The 19,072-nt window shown below is 39.5% G+C and carries 13 protein-coding genes and 1 tRNA gene; 8 read left to right on the top strand and 6 right to left on the bottom strand.

What is annotated here, in order from left to right; all coding sequences use genetic code 11:
- Nucleotides 1-29 precede the first annotated feature (29 nt).
- From ACLI08_RS09545 to ACLI08_RS09555, 3 genes are read left to right on the top strand one after another with little or no spacing between them, the layout of a single operon-like run.
- Nucleotides 30-764 (top strand): ImuA family protein, encoded by a 735-nt coding sequence (locus ACLI08_RS09545; RefSeq protein ID WP_411428257.1) that lies wholly within the window; start codon nt 30-32, stop codon nt 762-764.
- A complete protein-coding gene (locus tag ACLI08_RS09550; protein WP_411428258.1) occupies nt 764-2,254 on the top strand; it encodes a Y-family DNA polymerase in 1,491 nt (496 codons plus the stop codon). Before ACLI08_RS09545 ends, ACLI08_RS09550 begins: the two co-directional genes overlap by 1 nt.
- Nucleotides 2,251-5,427: an error-prone DNA polymerase gene (locus tag ACLI08_RS09555; protein ID WP_411428259.1), complete on the top strand. Its 3,177-nt coding sequence runs from the start codon at nt 2,251-2,253 to the stop codon at nt 5,425-5,427. Before ACLI08_RS09550 ends, ACLI08_RS09555 begins: the two co-directional genes overlap by 4 nt.
- Before the next feature lie 176 nt (nt 5,428-5,603).
- On the opposite strand, the gene ACLI08_RS09560 is transcribed toward ACLI08_RS09555, so the two are convergent.
- The 4 genes from ACLI08_RS09560 to recG form a co-directional block, all read right to left on the bottom strand.
- Nucleotides 5,604-5,691, bottom strand: a tRNA-Ser gene (locus ACLI08_RS09560).
- Nucleotides 5,692-5,899: 208 nt separating this feature from the next.
- Entirely contained in the window at nt 5,900-6,691 is a 792-nt protein-coding gene (locus tag ACLI08_RS09565) for a glucose 1-dehydrogenase (RefSeq protein WP_411428260.1), read from the bottom strand.
- Nucleotides 6,692-7,030: 339 nt separating this feature from the next.
- Nucleotides 7,031-7,825, bottom strand: coding sequence for a polysaccharide deacetylase family protein (locus ACLI08_RS09570; protein ID WP_411428261.1), 795 nt, complete (start codon nt 7,823-7,825; stop codon nt 7,031-7,033).
- An 83-nt stretch (nt 7,826-7,908) separates the two neighbouring features.
- A complete protein-coding gene (recG, locus tag ACLI08_RS09575; protein WP_411428262.1) occupies nt 7,909-10,008 on the bottom strand; it encodes an ATP-dependent DNA helicase RecG in 2,100 nt (699 codons plus the stop codon).
- 104 nt (nt 10,009-10,112) lie between these two features.
- On the opposite strand from recG, the gene pdxH reads away from it, so the two are divergent.
- The 4 genes from pdxH to ACLI08_RS09595 all read left to right on the top strand — a co-directional run bounded on the left by pdxH (nt 10,113) and on the right by ACLI08_RS09595 (nt 14,434).
- The gene (gene pdxH, locus ACLI08_RS09580; protein WP_411428263.1) at nt 10,113-10,757 is read left to right on the top strand and encodes a pyridoxamine 5'-phosphate oxidase; all 645 of its coding nucleotides are present in this window, start codon (nt 10,113-10,115) and stop codon (nt 10,755-10,757) included.
- A gap of 121 nt (nt 10,758-10,878) precedes the next feature.
- Nucleotides 10,879-11,388, top strand: coding sequence for a SixA phosphatase family protein (locus ACLI08_RS09585; protein ID WP_411428264.1), 510 nt, complete (start codon nt 10,879-10,881; stop codon nt 11,386-11,388).
- Nucleotides 11,366-13,522 (top strand): polyphosphate kinase 1, encoded by a 2,157-nt coding sequence (gene ppk1, locus ACLI08_RS09590; protein ID WP_411428265.1) that lies wholly within the window; start codon nt 11,366-11,368, stop codon nt 13,520-13,522. Before ACLI08_RS09585 ends, ppk1 begins: the two co-directional genes overlap by 23 nt.
- Before the next feature lie 21 nt (nt 13,523-13,543).
- Nucleotides 13,544-14,434, top strand: coding sequence for a Ppx/GppA phosphatase family protein (locus tag ACLI08_RS09595; RefSeq protein WP_411428266.1), 891 nt, complete (start codon nt 13,544-13,546; stop codon nt 14,432-14,434).
- A 19-nt stretch (nt 14,435-14,453) separates the two neighbouring features.
- Here ACLI08_RS09595 and ACLI08_RS09600 read toward each other — a convergent pair whose 3' ends face one another.
- Entirely contained in the window at nt 14,454-14,849 is a 396-nt protein-coding gene (locus tag ACLI08_RS09600) for a response regulator (protein ID WP_411428267.1), read from the bottom strand.
- Between the two features lie 121 nt (nt 14,850-14,970).
- Nucleotides 14,971-16,920, bottom strand: coding sequence for a sensor histidine kinase (locus ACLI08_RS09605; RefSeq protein ID WP_411428268.1), 1,950 nt, complete (start codon nt 16,918-16,920; stop codon nt 14,971-14,973).
- Between the two features lie 241 nt (nt 16,921-17,161).
- Here ACLI08_RS09605 and dnaK point away from each other — a divergent pair, with 241 nt between their 5' ends.
- Nucleotides 17,162-19,057: a molecular chaperone DnaK gene (dnaK, locus tag ACLI08_RS09610; protein ID WP_411428269.1), complete on the top strand. Its 1,896-nt coding sequence runs from the start codon at nt 17,162-17,164 to the stop codon at nt 19,055-19,057.
- Nucleotides 19,058-19,072: the final 15 nt, after the last annotated feature.

Genomic DNA, 19,072 nt, shown 5'->3' on the forward strand with positions numbered 1-19,072 from the left:
GCTTTTCATATTTCTAAAAAAAAAGAAAATTGAAATCTCTGGCAGATAAAATATTAATAGCAAAGCAGTTGCAGGCTGAAATCAATGTAATTCAGGGTATGGGTAAACTATCTCACACTACTGTAAACACTGATTTATCTCCGTTTTCTGCTGCCTTTCAGGGAAACATTTTTCCTACGGGTACTATTCATGAATTTATAAGCTATGAAGCAACAAATGCAGCTGCTACCACAGGATTTATTACTGCAATTACAGGACGACTGGCAAAGAAAGGGGGGCTTTCATTATGGGTAGCAGGCGGTAGGAAAATATTTCCTGCCGGCTTAAAACAATTTGGACTGGAACCCGACAGTATTGTATTTATAAACACAACACGCCCAAAAGAAGCTCTTTGGGTTATAGAAGAAGCTTTAAAATGCGAAGCGCTTACGGCTGTTATTGGAGAAGTTAGAGAACTCAGTTTTTCAGACTCGAGGAGATTGCAGCTGGCGGTAGAAAACAGCGGGGTAACCGGGTTTATACATCGTTTTTGTCCACGGTCTGAAAATGCTGTAGCCTGCACCACACGCTGGAAAATAACTACATTACCAAGTTTTAATATAAATGGTTTGCCAGGAGTAGGTTACACTTCCTGGGATGTACAATTACTTAAAGTACGGAATAGCATGCCACATGCATGGCAGGTTAGTTGGCAAGATAACCAATTTATACAACTACAGGAGAAACACTTTGCTTTACCAATTAATCAATTACGTACAGGCTGATGCACCGATATGCTTCTATATCATTTCCGTTTCTGTTAGCAGAATATACAGTGCGTAAACAACCTGCTTTACAGCATGAGCCTTTTGTTATAGCATCGCGCCAGCGAGGCAGAATGGTAATTGATGCCGTTAGTGCATCAGCGGCTAAAAAAGGCATTGCTGCAGGTATGGTGCTAGCAGATTGCAAAGCGATTTTCCCTACAATAAAAATGGTAGAAACAGAACCTGGAAGAAAAGAGAAACTATTAAAAGCACTGGCAGAGTGGAGTTTGAGGTATACTCCTATATCAGGTATTGATATGCCAGATGGTATAATCCTGGACATTACGGGTTGCGCACACCTATGGGGAGGTGAAGATGCTTATATCGAGAACATAAAAAGCACCTTAAGCGGCTATGGCTACACGTGTTTAATAGGTGTTGCAGATACTATTACTGCTGCATGGGCTACAGCACGTTTTGGCAGTAAAACTATAATTGAAACAAAGAAGCAACGTGAGGCTATACTAGGTATGCCTCCCATGGCTTTGCGCTTAGATGAGGCTATAGTAGCACGGTTAAAAAAGTTAGGAATGCGTAATATAGGTAGCTTTATAAATATGCCTGCCACGGCATTAAGAAGACGCTTTGGTACTGAGCTTCCTAAAAGGATTGCCCAGGCTTTAGGCACTGAACCAGAATTTATAATGCCCGTACAACCTGTAGAGCCCTACCAGGAGCGGCTTTCTAGTATGGAACCTATAGCTTCTGCAACAGGTATTACCATAGCACTGCAGCAGCTTTTGCAATCAATGTGCTTGCGACTGGAGTTAGAGGGGCTTGGTCTGCGTAGTGCTAAGCTTAAATGCTACCGGATTGATGGTGTGGTACAACAGATAGAGATTGGCACCGGGCACCCTTCAAGGAACACAATCCATTTGTTTAAACTTTTTGAACACAAGATTGCCACACTGGAACCTGCTTTAGGTTTTGAAGTATTTGTTTTAGAAGCACCAAAAGTAGAACCTGTAGTGCATGAGCAAGCCTCAATTTGGCTTTCAGGTTCAAAAAACGATAAAAAAATTTCAGAATTGCTGGATCGCGTAGCTGTTAAAATAGGTGCTGAATCTGTAAATCGTTACTTGCAGGCTGAACACCATTGGCCGGAGCGTTCTGTAAAAAAGGCACTTCCTTTATGGGAAAAATCTGTTATTAAGTGGCGTAAAGATATACCCCGCCCTGTACATCTGCTTCCTTTTCCGGAAGCTATTGCAGTAACTGCTGTATTACCAGATAATCCACCTCTGTTATTTCGACATAAGGGTACGCGATATACGGTAGTAAAAGCCGATGGGCCTGAACGCATAGAGCAGGAGTGGTGGTGTACTGATGGTTTTTACAGGGATTATTATGTGGTGGAAGATGAAAATGGCGCACGGTACTGGCTGTTTCGTTCCGGACCTTATGATGGTAACCGGCCTCAATGGTTTTTACATGGATATTTTGCATGAGTTATACCGAATTACAAATAACCTCTAATTTCAGTTTTTTACGTGGAGGTTCGCACCCAGAGGAGCTTATACAGCAGGCAGCAGTATTAGGTTATAAAGCTGTGGCCTTAACAGACTACAATACTCTGGCAGGTGTAGTACGTGCACACGTTGCTGCTAAAAAAGCGGGAATAAGGCTTATTGTAGGTTGCCGTCTGGAGCTTTTAGATGGTCCTCCGCTGCTGGCTTATCCTACAGATAAAGAAGCTTATGCACGGCTTTCGGGTTTATTGTCTTTAGGAAACCTCCGTGCCGAAAAGGGGCAGTGCTACCTTTACAAGGCTGATGTATACAAATATGCGCAAGGCATACTGTTTATTTCTGTGCCACCACTTTCGCTTAATGAAGCGTTTGATTTTCATGAAAGTTATAAAACAGCACTTACCGAATATGCAGATAAACTGGGAGGTGCACTATACCTGGGTATGAGCAGGTCATATCATGCTAATGATAATAAACGTTTGTGCAGGGTGGCTCAATTATCACAAGATTTACATATAAAACTTGTGGCGACTAATGATGTACATTATCATGTACCACAACGAAGGCAGTTACAGGATGTACTTACCTGCATTCGTGAAAAATGTACTATACATAGTGCCGGCTTTCTTTTGTATCAAAACGCAGAGCGATACTTAAAACCCGAAGATGAAATGCAGCGATTGTTTCGGCAATATACTGAAGCATTAGCAACAACGCAGGAAATAGCCCAGGCTTGTGAGTTTTCGCTGGACAGCCTTAAATATGTTTATCCAGAGGAAATTACACCTGAGGGAAGAACTCCGCAGCAGGAACTTGTAAAACTGACATGGATGGGTGCTAATGAAAAATTTAACAGTAAAATCCCTGAAAAAATAAAGAAACAAATACGCTATGAGCTTGATTTTATGGAGCGTAAAAATTATGCTTCTTATTTCCTTACTGTGTATGATTTTGTACGTTTTGCCCGCAGCAGAGACATATTATGTCAGGGGCGCGGATCTGCCGCTAACTCTGTAGTGTGCTATTGCTTAGGTATTACCTCGGTAGATCCTTCAAAATTTAAGGTGCTGTTTGCCCGATTTATGTCTGATGCGCGTAACGAGCCACCCGATATTGATGTGGATTTTGAGCATGAGCGCCGTGAGGAAGTAATCCAGTATATTTATGAAAAATACGGACGCGACCGTGCGGCTATTGTGGCCACTGTTACCCAGGTACACTGGAAAGGAGCAATTAGGGATGTAGCCAAAGCTATGGGGTTATCTGCCGATGCAGTAGATCGCCTTGCGGGTTCTATAGCAGAATTTCGTGATGAACTGGAAGATGGGCGTGTTACATCTGAAGGTTTTAATCTATCCGATCCACATCTTATGAAAACATTAGAACTCACAAGGGAGTTTGTAGGTTTTCCAAGACAGCTGGGGCAGCATACCGGAGGTTTTATTATTACCCAGGGAAGACTTTCAGACCTGTGCCCGATATTAAATGCAAGGATGGAAAATAGGGTTAATATAGAATGGAACAAGGATGATATTGAGGCACTTGGATTTTTAAAAGTAGATGTACTTGCATTAGGTATGCTTACCTGTATCCGTAAGGCATTCAACCTGTGTAAACACCATTACGACAAAGTATATACTTTGGCAGAAATAAATAAAACAGAAGACCCTGCCGTATATGAAATGATAAGCCACGCAGATACATTAGGTGTTTTCCAGATTGAGAGCCGTGCGCAGATGTCTATGTTGCCCCGACTTAAGCCTAAATGTTTTTATGATCTTGTAATAGAAGTTGCAATTGTACGCCCAGGCCCCATTCAGGGCGATATGGTGCATCCTTATCTGCGTAGGCGTAATGGTACAGATACTGTAGCATACCCTTCGCAGGAGTTAAAAGAAATATTAGAACGTACACTTGGTGTTCCGCTATTTCAGGAGCAGGCTATGGAAATTGCTATTGTGGCGGCTGGTTTTACTCCTGCTGAAGCCGACGGGCTTCGTAGAAGTATGGCTACTTTTAAAGCTAAGGGCAAGGTAAGTGACTGGGAAAAGAAATTAGTGGCAGGTATGATGGCTAAGGGATATGAGGAAAGTTTTGCAAAGCGCGTATTCAGGCAGCTGGAGGGCTTTGGGTCTTACGGTTTTCCGGAAAGCCATGCGGCAAGTTTTGCACTATTGGTGTATGTTTCGTCGTACATTAAATGCTATTATCCTGATGTTTTTGCCGCTGCATTACTAAACAGTATGCCTATGGGGTTTTATCAGCCTGCACAAATTGTTATTGATGCCCGTAAGCATGGTGTAGAGGTACGACCTGTAGATATTAATCATTCATATTGGGATAATACACTGGAAGAAAAATCAGGTAGATATTTTGCACTCAGGCTGGGATTCAGACAAGTGAAAGGTTTATCATCCGAAGATATAGCATTACTTTTAGCAGCCAGGCAAAGCAATTTTAGATACGTTCATTCTCTTTTAGATGCCGGAGTATCTTTGCTTGCATTAGAAAAATTAGCTGATGCAGATGCTTTTCGGTCCATTGGCCTGGATCGCCGGCAGGCACTTTGGGAGGTTTCTGCCTTATCAGATAGCCCGGTAGGAATGTTTAAAGGGCATGCTTCAGAAAGTATACATGAAGCCCAACTGCAATTACCGTTGCTAAATGTGGCTGAGCATGTTATAGAGGATTATGCTACTACAGGTTTATCATTAAAAGCACATCCGGTAAGTTTTGTGCGTGCTGCATTAAACAGTATGCGTATAGTACCTACGGCAAATTTGTCTAAAATGGTTAATGGAGAAATTATTGCTGTTGCAGGGCTGGTTACTGTGCGTCAAAGGCCCGGAACCGCTAAAGGCGTAATATTTATAACTATAGAGGATGAAACCGGATTTGCTAATCTTGTAGTGTGGGGTAAAGTATTTGAAACCTATCGCAGGGATATTGTTAATGCTCGACTGCTTATGGTACAGGGTAAGGTGCAAATTGAGGGTGAGGTTATTCATGTAATTGCAAACTCCTGCTATAACCTTTCGTATCTGCTTCATAAAATAACGCATCAGGATAAAAAAGATACATGTTTAATTGTACCATGCCCCGATGATAAAAATCCTGAAGAAGTATTTCATAAAGGTCGGAATTTCAGGTAATCTTTGCCCCAGAATCATCCTGTTTTCATTACATACATTTATAGTTTAGTCATGGTTGCAAAATACGATACATCTATTATAAAAAGTAAAAACAGGTTTGTTAAAACAAAAAAACCTTCAAATACTGATGTATTCAAAGGTTTTTAATTTTTAGAAGTTCTCTTTCAAACTCCAAGTGGCGGAGAAAGAGGGATTCGAACCCCCGGACCTGTTACAGTCAACGGTTTTCAAGACCGCCGCATTCGACCACTCTGCCATTTCTCCAGTAAAGCGCATTCATTACCTGATTGCGAGTGCAAATATAGTAAGAATTTTGTCTTAGCAAAGATTTTTATTCAAAAAATAAAAACTAGCGCAACACTTAGATAATTCGAGGTTTTAATTGCGATATCTAACCTCGAATAATAGATTTGCTTCAAGGCCTTAACTTTTTAAGAGTGTGTACTTTACTGGAAACACCCAAGTTTCTTGTCTATGAATTTCCGTAAAGATTACTTTCACCGCCGTCTATAGCAATGGTTTGTCCGTTTACGTAAGAACAATCCTCACTAAGCAAAAATGTAACTAATTTCCCCACTTCTTCCGGCTGTCCTAGCCTTCTGGTAGGGTTACGTTGCGCATATTCCGTTTCCGCTGCTTTAGGGTCAGAAGGGTTAACTTGTTTAAATGCTTCTGCCACCATAGGTGTTAATATGGCTCCAGGTGCTATGGCATTTGTAAAAATACCGTCTTTTGCGTATTCTATTGCCGCATTTTTTGTCATGCCAGATACGGCATGTTTAGTGGCTACATAAGCGGTTTGGTTAACAACACCACGTATTCCGCCCACAGAGGCAACATTTACAATACGCCCGCCGCCATTTTGTTGCATTACGGGGATTACATATCTCATTCCGTAGTACACTCCCATAAGGTTGATATCTACCACTTTTTTAAACACTTCTATATCGTAATTGGTTAAAGGAGCTTGTTTACCTTCTATACCGGCATTATTGTAAAATCCATCTATCTTACCAAATTTCTCTACAGTTTTGTCTACATAGTTTTTTATTGCAGCCTCATCTGCTACGTTTGCAACTACGGTAATAATATTTACCTCGGGATTTTTTGAAATTATTTCCTGTTTTGCTTTAGATAAAGCTTCTTCATTATAGTCTACTAAACTTAAATTAGCTCCTTTTTGTGCCAATACTTTAGCAGTTGCTAAACCAAGCCCCATACCGGCTCCTGTAATAATTATGGTTTTTCCTTTAAATGAACTCATGATATTTTATTTTTTGTGTTATAAAATTACTGAGCAAAACGAAGAGTAGCAGTTAATGCAGTGTTAATTGTTTCTTTTTGAAGCTATGGTTTATGAACCAATTAGTTCATCTGGTTTGTAGAATTTTAATCCATTTTCATTTGCAAACTGACATATTTTTTCCAGTTTAATTAGAGAAGTACTTAATAATTCATTCACTAAGTATGAGCGTAAGTAATTACAATAAGTGGCTCAAAAATTATTTCTGTATATATTAATCAACGGATGCTAAAATGAATGCTATAAAACATAACAAAAGCGTATTGTTTTTGAAGTGTGTCATTTGGTTTTGATATAGGTTTATAGGTATCGTAAGTCGTCTACAGTATAAAATTTTAAATTATTATTTACAGCATATTCACAAATCTGCTGTAGTGCTTCCAAAGGGGTTTCCAACTTACCTGTGGCATTATTTACAGTTTTGTGCCCATAAAAAATTACAATCTTGTTGTGTTCCTTGGCATAATCCATTAGGGCTTTGTAATATTCCAGATCAAATTGTCTGTAATCTGTATCTATTCCCAGCCCGTAAATAACCCTTTCGCCCTTATAATAGCAGTACTGAGCATCTGGGGGAAGTTCTCCATAAGTTGTACCCCTTATAATGTTGAAGTATTTAAGCAGGCTATTGTCTAAATTAGCATCATGAGCGCCCGCGCCATCAGGGTACGCAAACGAATTAATATTAAATCCGTCTTTATTCATGGCCGCTTTTAACGTAATGATTTCATCATGGATGTATTTGTTTAATCCGTACCTGGCTGCGTATTTCAAAGCGTTTTCATGGTTGTATCCATGACCGGCTATGTCATGTCCCTGAGCTTGCAGAGCGTGTAGCTCTTTTTTCTCATTTTTAGTAAGCCATGCATATTTGCAGATAAAAAATGTAGCTTTCCATCCATAGGGGTGAAGTGTTTTGTCTGCATTGTACCAATCATCTATATAGTTATCGTCGAAGGTAAGGACAATACCTGGTTGGTATTTTTTTTCAGGTGTGGTATTATGAATAAGCTGACTTTCACTATTCTCTATAAATAATCCCAGCAAAACAGAAAAAAATAATAGTACAATTACTCCTAATGATTGTTTGTTCATGGCAAAAGAATAAAATTGGTATGTATAAAAATAACCAATTTAAACCTACAAATCTGCTATAATAGTTAAGAAATAAGCGAGAACTAAGAAATGTAATTCCAAATATTTTTTTTCTTGGCAAGCTCATTGTAAGCGTGCTTCAGCGGGGTATTTTCAGGAAGATTCAGTCCGGGGTCTGCTTTTAATAGCGCTATTGCATATTGCCTGGCCAGCGAAAGTATATCTCTGTCTTTAACTAAATCTGCTATCTGAAGATTTAACACACCACTCTGCTGCGTTCCCATGATATCGCCAGGCCCTCTTAGTTTCAGGTCTACTTCGGCAATTTCAAATCCATCGTTGGTACGGCACATGGTTTCCATCCTTATCTGGCTGTCGTTGCTTAATTTCTGTCCGGTCATTAATATGCAGTAGCTTTGCTCGGCGCCACGGCCTACGCGTCCCCGTAATTGGTGCAGCTGGCTTAACCCAAAGCGTTCGGCACTTTCTATTACCATTACGCTGGCATTGGGTACATTTACCCCAACTTCTATAACCGTGGTAGCTACCATAATATTAGTTTTTCCGGAGGCAAAACGTGCCATTTCGCTGTCTTTATCGGCTGGTTTCATTTGTCCGTGTACTATGCTTACGCTATAATGTGGTAAAGGAAAATCGCGAGAAATACTTTCATAACCATCCATTAGGTCTTTATAGTCCATTTTCTCACTTTCCTGTATTAGAGGATACACTATGTAAACCTGCCTGCCTTTTGCAATTTCATCTTTTAAAAACTTCCAAACCTTCAGTCGGTTCGCATCAAACCTATGTACTGTTTGTATCGGCTTTCTACCTGGTGGCAACTCGTCTATAACAGAAACATCAAGATCTCCGTACAGGCTCATGGCAAGCGTACGCGGTATTGGCGTTGCGGTCATTACCAGCACATGTGGCGGTATTTCATTTTTTCGCCAAAGTTTACTGCGTTGCTCCACGCCAAATCTATGCTGCTCATCTATTACGGCTAACCCAAGGTTTTTAAATTTCACTTTATCTTCGAGCAACGCATGGGTTCCTATAATAATATGCAGTTCGCCAATTTCTAGCTCCTCATGTATTATTCTTCTTTCTGAAGTTTTTGTTGAACCAGTGAGTATTTTTATGTTTATTCCCAAAGGTTTAGCGAGTTCACTTAAACCCAAATAATGTTGATTTGCAAGAATTTCTGTAGGAGCCATAAGGCATGCCTGAAAACCGTTATCTAATGCCAGTAACATACTCATTAGCGCCACGATTGTTTTACCCGAACCTACGTCTCCCTGTAATAAACGGTTCATTTGCGCGGGCTGCCCCATATCGTTCCTGATTTCCCTGATTACCCGTTTTTGCGCATTGGTAAGGTCAAATGGTAAATGGTTGCTGTAAAAATCATTGAAATAGTTACCCACGTTGCCAAAGGCGTGCCCCTTAATCTTGTGCTTTCGAACAATGTTTTTTGTAATAAGCTGTAACTGTATAAAAAACAGCTCTTCAAACTTTAAGCGGAATTGTGCCTTAGCCAGTAAATCCTGACTCTTCGGGAAGTGTATATTAAACAGCGCCTCGCGTTTACTCAATAATTTCAGATCCGTAAGTATAGATGGCGGCAATACTTCGGTAAATAAGGCCTGCGTTTCGGTAAACAGTTGCTGCATCATTTTTGAAACTACCTTATTTGTGATACCGCGCTGTGCAAGGCGTTCTGTACTCGGGTATATGGCCTGCATGGCACTCCTAAGGCTTGCTTCGTGCTCGGTAAGCAATTCCATTTCCGGGTGGGGCATATTAAAAACCCCATTAAACGCACTGGCCTTGCCGAATATAACGTAGGGTATGTTAAGCTTTACGTTTTCCCTGATCCATTTCTGCCCTTGGAACCAAACCAATTCCATTTCACCTGTACCATCGGTAAAGGTAGCTACCAAGCGGGTGCGTTTTTCGCCTACAGTTTTTAAATGTATAATTTTACCTACAATCTGTACCTCGCTACCACTGTTTGTAAGCTCGTTTATACGATAATATCGTGTACGGTCTATATACCGGTTTGGGTATAGGTTTATAAGGTCGGCATATTTAAAGATGCCCAGCTCTTTACGCAGTAATTCCCCGCGTGCGGGGCCTACGCCTTTAAGAAATTCTATTTGGGTTTCGAGCAGATTGTTCATCAAAAAATATTTGCAAGGCGAAGTTAAATATAAAATTCAAAATTTGTTCTATGTGTTTGCATCTGCTAATAAAGTGGTAATTTTGTTACACAAAAAAATAAACCATGAGTGATTTAAGCAACTACCGCCGTTCTTACGAAAAAAGTGAGTTACTGGAAAGTAATCTTCCCGAAGACCCTATTAACCTGTTTAAAAAATGGTTTATAGAGGTAGAAGAGTTTGGTGGTCATGGAGAGGTTAACGCAATGACAATTAGCACACTTGGGCTGGATGGATTTCCTAATTCAAGAGTAGTACTCCTTAAACAGTTTAATTTTGAAGGGTTTATATTTTTTACCAATTATCGTTCAGATAAGGGAAAGGCTATTGCAGCAAACCCAAATGTGTGCCTATCGTTTTTTTGGCAGGAAATGGAACGTCAGGTTATTATAAAGGGTAAGGCGGAAAAAACATCGGTAAATATAAGTGATGGTTATTTTGAAAGCCGTCCTGAAGGCAGCAGGCTGGGGGCAATAGCAAGCGAACAGAGTAGTGTAGTACCATCTCGCCAATACCTGGATGACAGGCTTAAAGAGGTAGAGAAGTCATTTGAAGGTAAAGAAATACAACGCCCTGAACACTGGGGAGGCTATCTTGTACGACCGGTATCGGTAGAGTTTTGGCAGGGTAGGCCTAATCGTATGCATGACAGGGTTCGATATATTCTTCAGGATGATTTCAGCTGGAAACTTGTAAGGCTGGCACCGTAAATATTATCTTTCTTAGGGTGCTAAATGTATATGTGATTTTTTAAGAGCAAATTAACGGTGGTTCTTTTAACGGTTTATAAAATTTTGTACATTTAAAAGAACAGATTTTAAAACTCCGCTTATGAAAACCCTAATATTAATTCGCCACGCCAAATCAAGTTGGGATGCACCTTTAGTAGATAAAGACAGGCCACTCAGTAAAAGAGGTATACAAGACGCCCATAGGGTAGCTACAGAGGTGATATCGCACCTGCCGGAATCGTTTGTGGTATGGAGCAGCACCGCCGTAAGGGCAAGGAATACCGCCTATATATTTGCCGAAACACTTGCTATCCCTATAGAATCAATTAATTTCAGGGATGATTTATATACTTTCGATGCACACACCCTTGCAAAAATTGTTAAATCCTGCGATAACCAATTTGATAACCTAATTCTTTTTGGACATAATGACGCTATTACTAATTTTGTTAATACCTTTGGGAATCGCGTGGTAGAAAATGTGCCTACTGCGGGATTTGTTTCCCTTTCGTTTGATATTAGCGAATGGGAAAACCTTAAAAAAGGTTCGACAGATGTGCTAATTTTTCCAAGAGAATTAAAAAAATATGATCCATCATTCACCGGTTAACCGGTATATAGACAGGGAAAAAAGTTGGCTGGCATTTAATGCCCGTGTATTACAGGAAGCAGCAGACGAAACCGTGCCGCTATTAGACAGGCTTCGGTTTTTAGGAATATTTTCAAATAATTTCGACGAGTTTTTTCGTGTGCGCTATGCGGCTATACGCCGTTTAAGCCTCGAGGGCATTACCAGTGAAGAGTTACCTCTTACTGATTCTGCCCATAAACTGCTTGGTGAAATTACCGAAATTGTAATTGAGCAGCAAAGCGAAAGCCTACGTATACTGAGCCGGATAGAAAAAGAGCTGGAGAAAGAAAACATCTTTATGGTGAATGAAACACAGCTAAACCGGGAGCAGGAACTTTTTGTAAAAGACTATTTCATACAAAAGGTAAGTAACGAACTCGTTACCATTATACTTAATGACCTTGAAGAATTTCCGTTGTTAAGAGATACGGCAGGTTACCTTGCTGTAAAAATGGTAATGAAGGCTAAGAAAGAGGGCGATGAAAAGCGCGTAAGGTACGCACTTATAGAAATGCCCAGAAGTATAGGGAGGTTTGTAATATTACCAGCTATTAAAGAAAAGCAGTACATAATAATGCTTGACGATGTTATAAGGTTTAACCTGAGTAATATTTTCAACATATTTAAGTATGAGAGCATCTCCGCACACATGATTAAAATTACGCGTGATGCCCAGCTGGAACTCGATACTGATCAAACCAAAAGTTTGATGGAAAAAATATGGACCGGCGTTAAAGACAGGCGTATAGGCGAACCCGTACGTTTTGTTTATGATGTGGCCATTGAGGAAGATACATTGGCATTTTTCCTGGATCGTTTAAAGATTGATGCTACAGACAGTATTATCCCTGGTGGGCGCTACCACAACCGCCGTGACTATATGGATTTCCCTACTCTGGGGCGTGCCGACCTAGTATACCAGCAAAATCCTCCATTGCCTGTAAACGGGCTTACCATGGAGGGCAGCATACTGCAACGCATTAAAAAGAAAGATTATCTGCTGTATGCTCCGTACCAGTCATACTCTTATGTAATTAAATTTCTTAGGGAAGCAGCGCTGGACCCTAAAGTTATCAGTATAAAAATTACGCTGTACAGGCTTGCTAAAAATTCGCAGATTATCAGCTCGCTTATAAATGCTGTAAAAAATGGCAAGAAAGTTACCGTGCAAATAGAATTACAGGCACGTTTTGATGAGGCCAGTAATATAACCTACGCCGAAATGATGCAAACTGAAGGCATCAACCTTATATTTGGCGTTAAAGGGCTGAAAATACATAGTAAAATATGTATGATAGAACGTATGGAAAGTGGTAAAGTAAAACGTTATGGTTTTATATCTACCGGTAACTTTAACGAAAGTACCGCAAAGGTGTATACTGATGTTACCCTGTTTACGGCCCATACACAAATATTAAAAGAAGTAGGTAAGATATTTGACTTTTTTGATGTTAACTATCGTCTATACCGCTATAAGCATCTTATAGTTTCGCCACATTACACCCGTAATAAGTTCTACAAACTTATAGATCGTGAAATCCTGAACGCCATAGCGGGTAAACCTGCATACATAAAGCTTAAAATGAACAGTCTTACTGATTTCCGTATGATAGATAAGCTATATGAAGCCAGTAGGGAAGGGGTTAAAATCCAGATGATTATAAGAGGTATGTGTTGTCTTATCCCGGGCATACCGGGCATGAGTGAAAACATTGAAGCGATTAGCATAGTAGATAATTACCTGGAACACCCCAGGATTTATATTTTTGCCAACGACGGTAATCCTGATATTTATATTTCATCGGCTGACTTTATGACACGAAACCTGGATTCGCGCGTGGAAGTAACTTGCCCGATTTATGACGAAGAGATAAAAAAGGAGTTGCTTGATACGTTTGAAATTGGTTGGAAAGGCAACGTAAAAGCACGCATCCATAGCGAAAAGATGGAGAACAAGTACCGTAAAAAGTCTAATGCCAAACCATTCAGGGCACAGCTTGAAACCTATAACTACTATCGTAATAAGCTTGAAGTAATATACGAAACTGTAAGTCCGGACGGCGAACATGCGGAAGTGGTTAAATCAGATGATGCCACTACCGAAAACAACTAAAACACGAGTTTTATATAACGAATGATTGAATTAAAGAAATATGCAGCAATAGATATTGGCTCTAATGCCATGAGATTACTTGTTACTAATATTGTTGTAGCACCAGATAAGGAAACACAATTTAATAAAGCGTCTTTAGTGCGTGTACCCATACGTTTAGGACAAGATGCCTTTACCGTGGGTGAAATCACTGAGGAAAATATAGAGCGCATGGTAGATGCCATGAAAGCTTACAAGCTGCTTATGAAGGTTCATAAAGTGGAGCGCTACATGGCTTGTGCCACTTCTGCCATGCGTGAGGCTTATAACGGCCAGGAAGTGGCAGATATAATAGCCCGTGAAGCCGATATTAAAATAGATATTATAGACGGTAAAAAGGAAGCGGCAATAATTGCCAGTACTGATTTACATGAGTTTTTTAAACCGGGTCAAAACTATCTGTTTGTTGATGTTGGTGGCGGAAGCACAGAGTTTTCATTATTTGCCGATGGTAAAATAGTGGCATCAAAGTCATTTAAAAACGGCACCGTACGCCTGCTTAACAACATGGTTAATGAGGTGGTTTGGCAAGAAATAGAAAAATGGATTAAAGCAGTAACAGAGCCGTATGAAAATCTTAGCCTTATAGGTTCCGGAGGTAATATTAATAAGTTGTTTAAACTTTCTGGGAAAAAGCAGGATAAGCCACTTTCTTATTTTTATTTGCATAGCCAGTATCAGATGCTCAACAGTCTTACCTATGAACAGCGAATTACTGACCTGGAGCTTAATCCCGATCGTGCAGACGTAATTATCCACGCTACACGCATCTATCTTAATGCAATGAAATGGAGTGGTGCCCGTAATATATTTGTACCTAAAATAGGATTAAGTGATGGTATTGTAAAAGCAATGTATTACAACCGCGTATAAGTAAATCTAATATAACCCATTACAGGGCTTCCCTAAAAGCCCTGTAATGATCTGCAGTTTCAGAAAGCATTTCCAGTGTTAGTGGTTTGCTTTTAAAAAACACCCCATAATTTTTAGCTTTCCCCATGTCATCCGGATTTTCAGATGTGCTTAGCATGGTTATAATAAGGCTTTTAGGTTTTCCGTGAGATATTTTATTATATTCCTCTAAAAATTCCCATCCGGTCATTCCGGGCATATTAATATCTAGAAAAATCACGTCAGGTACTTTTGTATCGCTATTAAGGTGTTCTAACGCATCATTTGCAGATAGATACGTTATAATTTCTATGCCAGGGTTAAATTTTTTAATGGCTCTCTCGTGAAAAAAATTATCTGTTTTATTGTCGTCAATAAGCATTATACATTGTATCATGGCCTTCGCGGTTTAGTTTTTTTAGTTTGGATTACCTTCAAGATAGTAGTAAAATTAAAAATGTACTGGCAAAAACGCAAATTTAACTTGAGAATTTGAAAAGAAAATCATGCGAATAGGATTATGGTTTTAAGATAGGAATTGTGAATTTAAAAGTACTTCCATCACCATTAGACTCTACCCATATTTTTCCTCCATGCATTTCTACAATCTTTTTACAATTTGCTAATCCCACACCGTACCCGTCATATTCCTCCTCGCGGTTTAGTCGTTGAAAGATGTTAAAAATGGTAAGAGCGTGCTTTTCTTCAATGCCAATACCGTTGTCTTTAACATAAAACTCGTATACGTTGTCCTTTAAATCATGGCCTATATAAATAACAGGGGCAGTATCTTTTTTTCTAAATTTAATAGCGTTGTTTATCAGGTTTTGCAGTAGTTGCCGCAGTTCTGTTTCGTAAACAAATATTGTAGGTAATGAAGTAGCTGTAATAATCACACTATTTGTTTTCTTAACCAGGCTATTCAGGTCTGCCTTAACATCGTCTAATGTGTGATTAACATCTGTAAGATTTAATGATTTGTTACGGCCAAGTAATCCATAATCCAGTAGGTTTTTTATAAGTCGGCTCATGCGCGTGGTAGCATGCTTCATAGCGCTTAGATGTTCTGAAATTTCGCCTTCTATTTCATTAGGATAGTCTTCCTCTAAAAGAGTTATGTAGTTAGCTACGGTACGCAGCGGTTCTTGTAAATCGTGTGAAGCAATATAGTTAAACTGCTCCATTTCCTGATTTTTTATCTTGAGTTCCCTTAGTTGTTGCTGTATAATTTTTTCGCTTGTCTTGCGGTCGGTAATATCCACCACCGATGCCAAACCTACTAATCCATCTTCTGTTTTTAGAGGTGTAAGGCCAATTTCAATAGGAAATTCCTCACCATTCTTTCGTCTGGCATATAAATTAGCGTTGGAGCCAAAATATCTGGAAAAAGGATTAACGAAAAAACGCCTCATTTTTCCTGGGTGCGCGGCATGCAGCCTCTGTGGGAGCAAGATTTCGAGTTCTTTGCCTAGTAATTCCTCTCGTTTATAGCCAAACATTTTTTCAGTTTCCCTATTTACTAGTATAATCTTACCTTCGCTGTTCCCCATTACAAGAGCGTTAGGCAACGCTTCAAAAATTAAATTTAGCCGATCATTTATCAGATCTTTTTTTTGCTGCAGGTTATTTACATTTTTAGACGTTTCCCAAATAAAAATAAAGCTCAGTACCATAACTGCTACAGAAAATATTGCCGAACCAACGCCTGTGTTTAAAATACGGTATTTTTCTACATAAATGTCCAGATAGCTAATAACAATCATTGCTATTGTAATTTTGAAAAACAAATTACGAGCTAAAATATTTCCAATCTGATCGCCTGTAAAAAGTCCCGTTATTCCAAGCTTATAGTTAATCAGACTGGCTCCGGAGGACACCAAATGTAAACATATTGCAGTATGTAATGCCATTGGTGTACTAATATTAAAACTATATAAAGGCTCTACATTAAACAGGTAACCCAGAATTACAACAAATGTTATTACTGATACTGTATGTAGCATATACTGCCCAATTTTTTGTAACCTTATGTTATAGACAGGAATAAATAAGAAGGCTACACCCGTTACCAATATACTGGTAGCTGTAATGGCAGACATTCTACCGGGAGAAGCTCCTGGATTAATAATGTCACGGTCGGGTACAAAGAGATTATCTATAGAAAATCCAACTACATTAAACATTTCCAGCAGCGTGTAAAAAGAAATTATCATTGTAAGCACTGTACATGCCAACGATATGACGTAGAGCTTTCTAAAAAAGTGGACGCTATTTAATATTAGTGACTTTCCGAGAAAAATTATACATAGTGCTGTATTAAACTTCATTGAAGTATATCCGCTGACAACAGATTTTAACTGCCAGTTGCCGGTATACCAACCAAAAATAACAAGAAGCCCTACAATAACTGCAAAGTTGCCAGCACCAAACGCTATATATTTATATTTAATTTTTTTTGTTAATGACATAATTTTTATAGGTTAATTTGCTGACTTTTATAAAGGTTATTACCAAATTTATTAAATAAATTCTATCCATACGTTTTTATTTATATAATCTGCCATATGATTTTCATCATTAAAAGTGTCATGTTGTCATGCAAGGTGGAAAATTGCCGTACTTTCTTGTTGTGGCATAATCATTGACTAACTGATAGCGTGAACATAAACAGAGTAACTAATAACAAGTAAAAATATAACTATAACAAAAATGAGTAAAATAATCGGAATCGACTTAGGAACAACTAACTCCTGTGTAGCCGTAATGGAAGGTGGCGAACCGGTAGTTATTGCAAATGCTGAAGGAAAAAGAACTACACCATCTGTTATCGCTTTTGTAGAAGGTGGTGAAATTAAGGTTGGTGATCCGGCTAAAAGGCAGGCAGTAACTAACCCTACAAAAACCATTGCTTCAATTAAGCGTTTTATGGGTAATAAATACTCAGAAAGCAACAAAGAGGCGAGCACCGTAGCTTATAAAGTTGTAAAAGGTGATAACGATACCCCTCGTGTAGATATAGATGGCCGCCTTTATACTCCGCAAGAGCTTAGCGCTATGACGCTTCAGAAGATGAAAAAAACTGCTGAAGACTACCTTGGACAAACAGTAACAGAGGCTGTTATTACAGTTCCTGCATATTTTAACGATGCACAACGCCAGGCTACTAAAGAAGCCGGTGAAATTGCAGGCCTTAAAGTAAGAAGGATTATTAATGAACCCACTGCGGCTGCTTTGGCTTACGGTCTTGATAAGGCTGGTAAAGACCAGAAAATTGCAGTATACGATTTAGGTGGTGGTACTTTTGACATCTCTATCCTTGAACTTGGTGATGGTGTATTTGAAGTACTTTCTACAAACGGTGATACCCACCTTGGTGGTGATGACTTTGACCAGGTAATCATAGACTGGTTAGCTAATGAGTTTAATAGCGAAGAAGGTGTAGACTTACGTAAAGATCCTATGGCGCTTCAGCGTTTAAAAGAAGCTGCTGAAAAAGCTAAGATTGAACTTTCTGCATCTGCACAAACTGAAATTAACCTGCCATATGTTACAGCTACAGCATCGGGCCCTAAACACCTAGTAAAAACACTTACACGTGCTAAGTTTGAGCAACTTGCAGATGAGCTTGTGCAACGTTCTATGAAACCGGTTGCTAAAGCGCTACAAGATGCAGGACTTAAAACATCTGATATAGACGAGGTTATCCTTGTAGGTGGTTCTACACGTATACCACGTATACAGGAAGAGGTGGAGAAATTCTTTGGCAAAAAACCTTCAAAAGGTGTTAACCCAGACGAAGTTGTGGCTATAGGTGCTGCTATTCAGGGTGGTGTACTTACAGGTGATGTTAAAGATGTACTGCTTCTTGACGTAACGCCACTTTCTCTTGGTATAGAAACTATGGGTGGTGTAATGACCAAGCTTATCGAAGCTAACACTACTATTCCTACCAAAAAATCGCAAGTGTTCTCTACTGCTGCCGATAATCAGCCAAGCGTAGAAATCCACGTGCTACAGGGAGAAAGGCCAATGGCTAACGACAATAAAACTATAGGCCGTTTCCACTTAGATGGTATTCCACCAGCACAAAGGGGTGTGCCTCAGATAGAAGTTACCTTTGATATTGATGCAAACGGTATTATAAAGGTATCTGCTACAGATAAAGGTACAGGAAAATCTCACGATATCCGTATCGAAGCATCTTCAGGTCTTACTCCGGAAGAAATAGAAAGGATGCGTCGTGAAGCAGAAGCAAACGCCGATGCTGATAGAGCTGCAAAAGAAAAGGCTGAAAAACTAAACGAAGCCGATGCTATGATTTTCCAAACGGAAAAACAACTTACTGAGTTTGGTGATAAGCTTTCTGCCGGAAACAAGTCTACTATTGAAGCAGCTCTTGAAAGCCTGAAAAAAGCGTACGAAAGTAAAGACGCTGCAACTATTCAACCTGCACTTGATCAAATCAATGAGGCTTGGAAAAATGCATCAGAAGAACTTTACAAAGCTCAGGCAGAAACTGCACAAGGTGGAGGCCAACAGGCAGAACCTCAGGCAGCAGAAGCTGGAGATAATGTACAGGACGTAGATTTTGAAGAAGTAAAGTAGTTTACACTTCAGATA

This window comes from Flavobacterium sp. RNTU_13, from assembly GCF_046614455.1.
GTDB lineage: Bacteria > Bacteroidota > Bacteroidia > Flavobacteriales > Flavobacteriaceae > Flavobacterium.

Coding starts and splice junctions, on each gene's coding strand:
- ACLI08_RS09550 (WP_411428258.1), top strand. CDS start 764: ATGCACCGATATGCTTCTATATCATTTCCGTTTCTGTTAGCAGAATAT.
- ACLI08_RS09555 (WP_411428259.1), top strand. CDS start 2,251: ATGAGTTATACCGAATTACAAATAACCTCTAATTTCAGTTTTTTACGT.
- ACLI08_RS09565 (WP_411428260.1), bottom strand. CDS start 6,691: ATGAGTTCATTTAAAGGAAAAACCATAATTATTACAGGAGCCGGTATG.
- ACLI08_RS09570 (WP_411428261.1), bottom strand. CDS start 7,825: ATGAACAAACAATCATTAGGAGTAATTGTACTATTATTTTTTTCTGTT.
- recG (WP_411428262.1), bottom strand. CDS start 10,008: ATGAACAATCTGCTCGAAACCCAAATAGAATTTCTTAAAGGCGTAGGC.
- pdxH (WP_411428263.1), top strand. CDS start 10,113: ATGAGTGATTTAAGCAACTACCGCCGTTCTTACGAAAAAAGTGAGTTA.
- ACLI08_RS09585 (WP_411428264.1), top strand. CDS start 10,879: ATGAAAACCCTAATATTAATTCGCCACGCCAAATCAAGTTGGGATGCA.
- ppk1 (WP_411428265.1), top strand. CDS start 11,366: ATGATCCATCATTCACCGGTTAACCGGTATATAGACAGGGAAAAAAGT.
- ACLI08_RS09595 (WP_411428266.1), top strand. CDS start 13,544: ATGATTGAATTAAAGAAATATGCAGCAATAGATATTGGCTCTAATGCC.
- ACLI08_RS09600 (WP_411428267.1), bottom strand. CDS start 14,849: ATGATACAATGTATAATGCTTATTGACGACAATAAAACAGATAATTTT.
- ACLI08_RS09605 (WP_411428268.1), bottom strand. CDS start 16,920: ATGTCATTAACAAAAAAAATTAAATATAAATATATAGCGTTTGGTGCT.
- dnaK (WP_411428269.1), top strand. CDS start 17,162: ATGAGTAAAATAATCGGAATCGACTTAGGAACAACTAACTCCTGTGTA.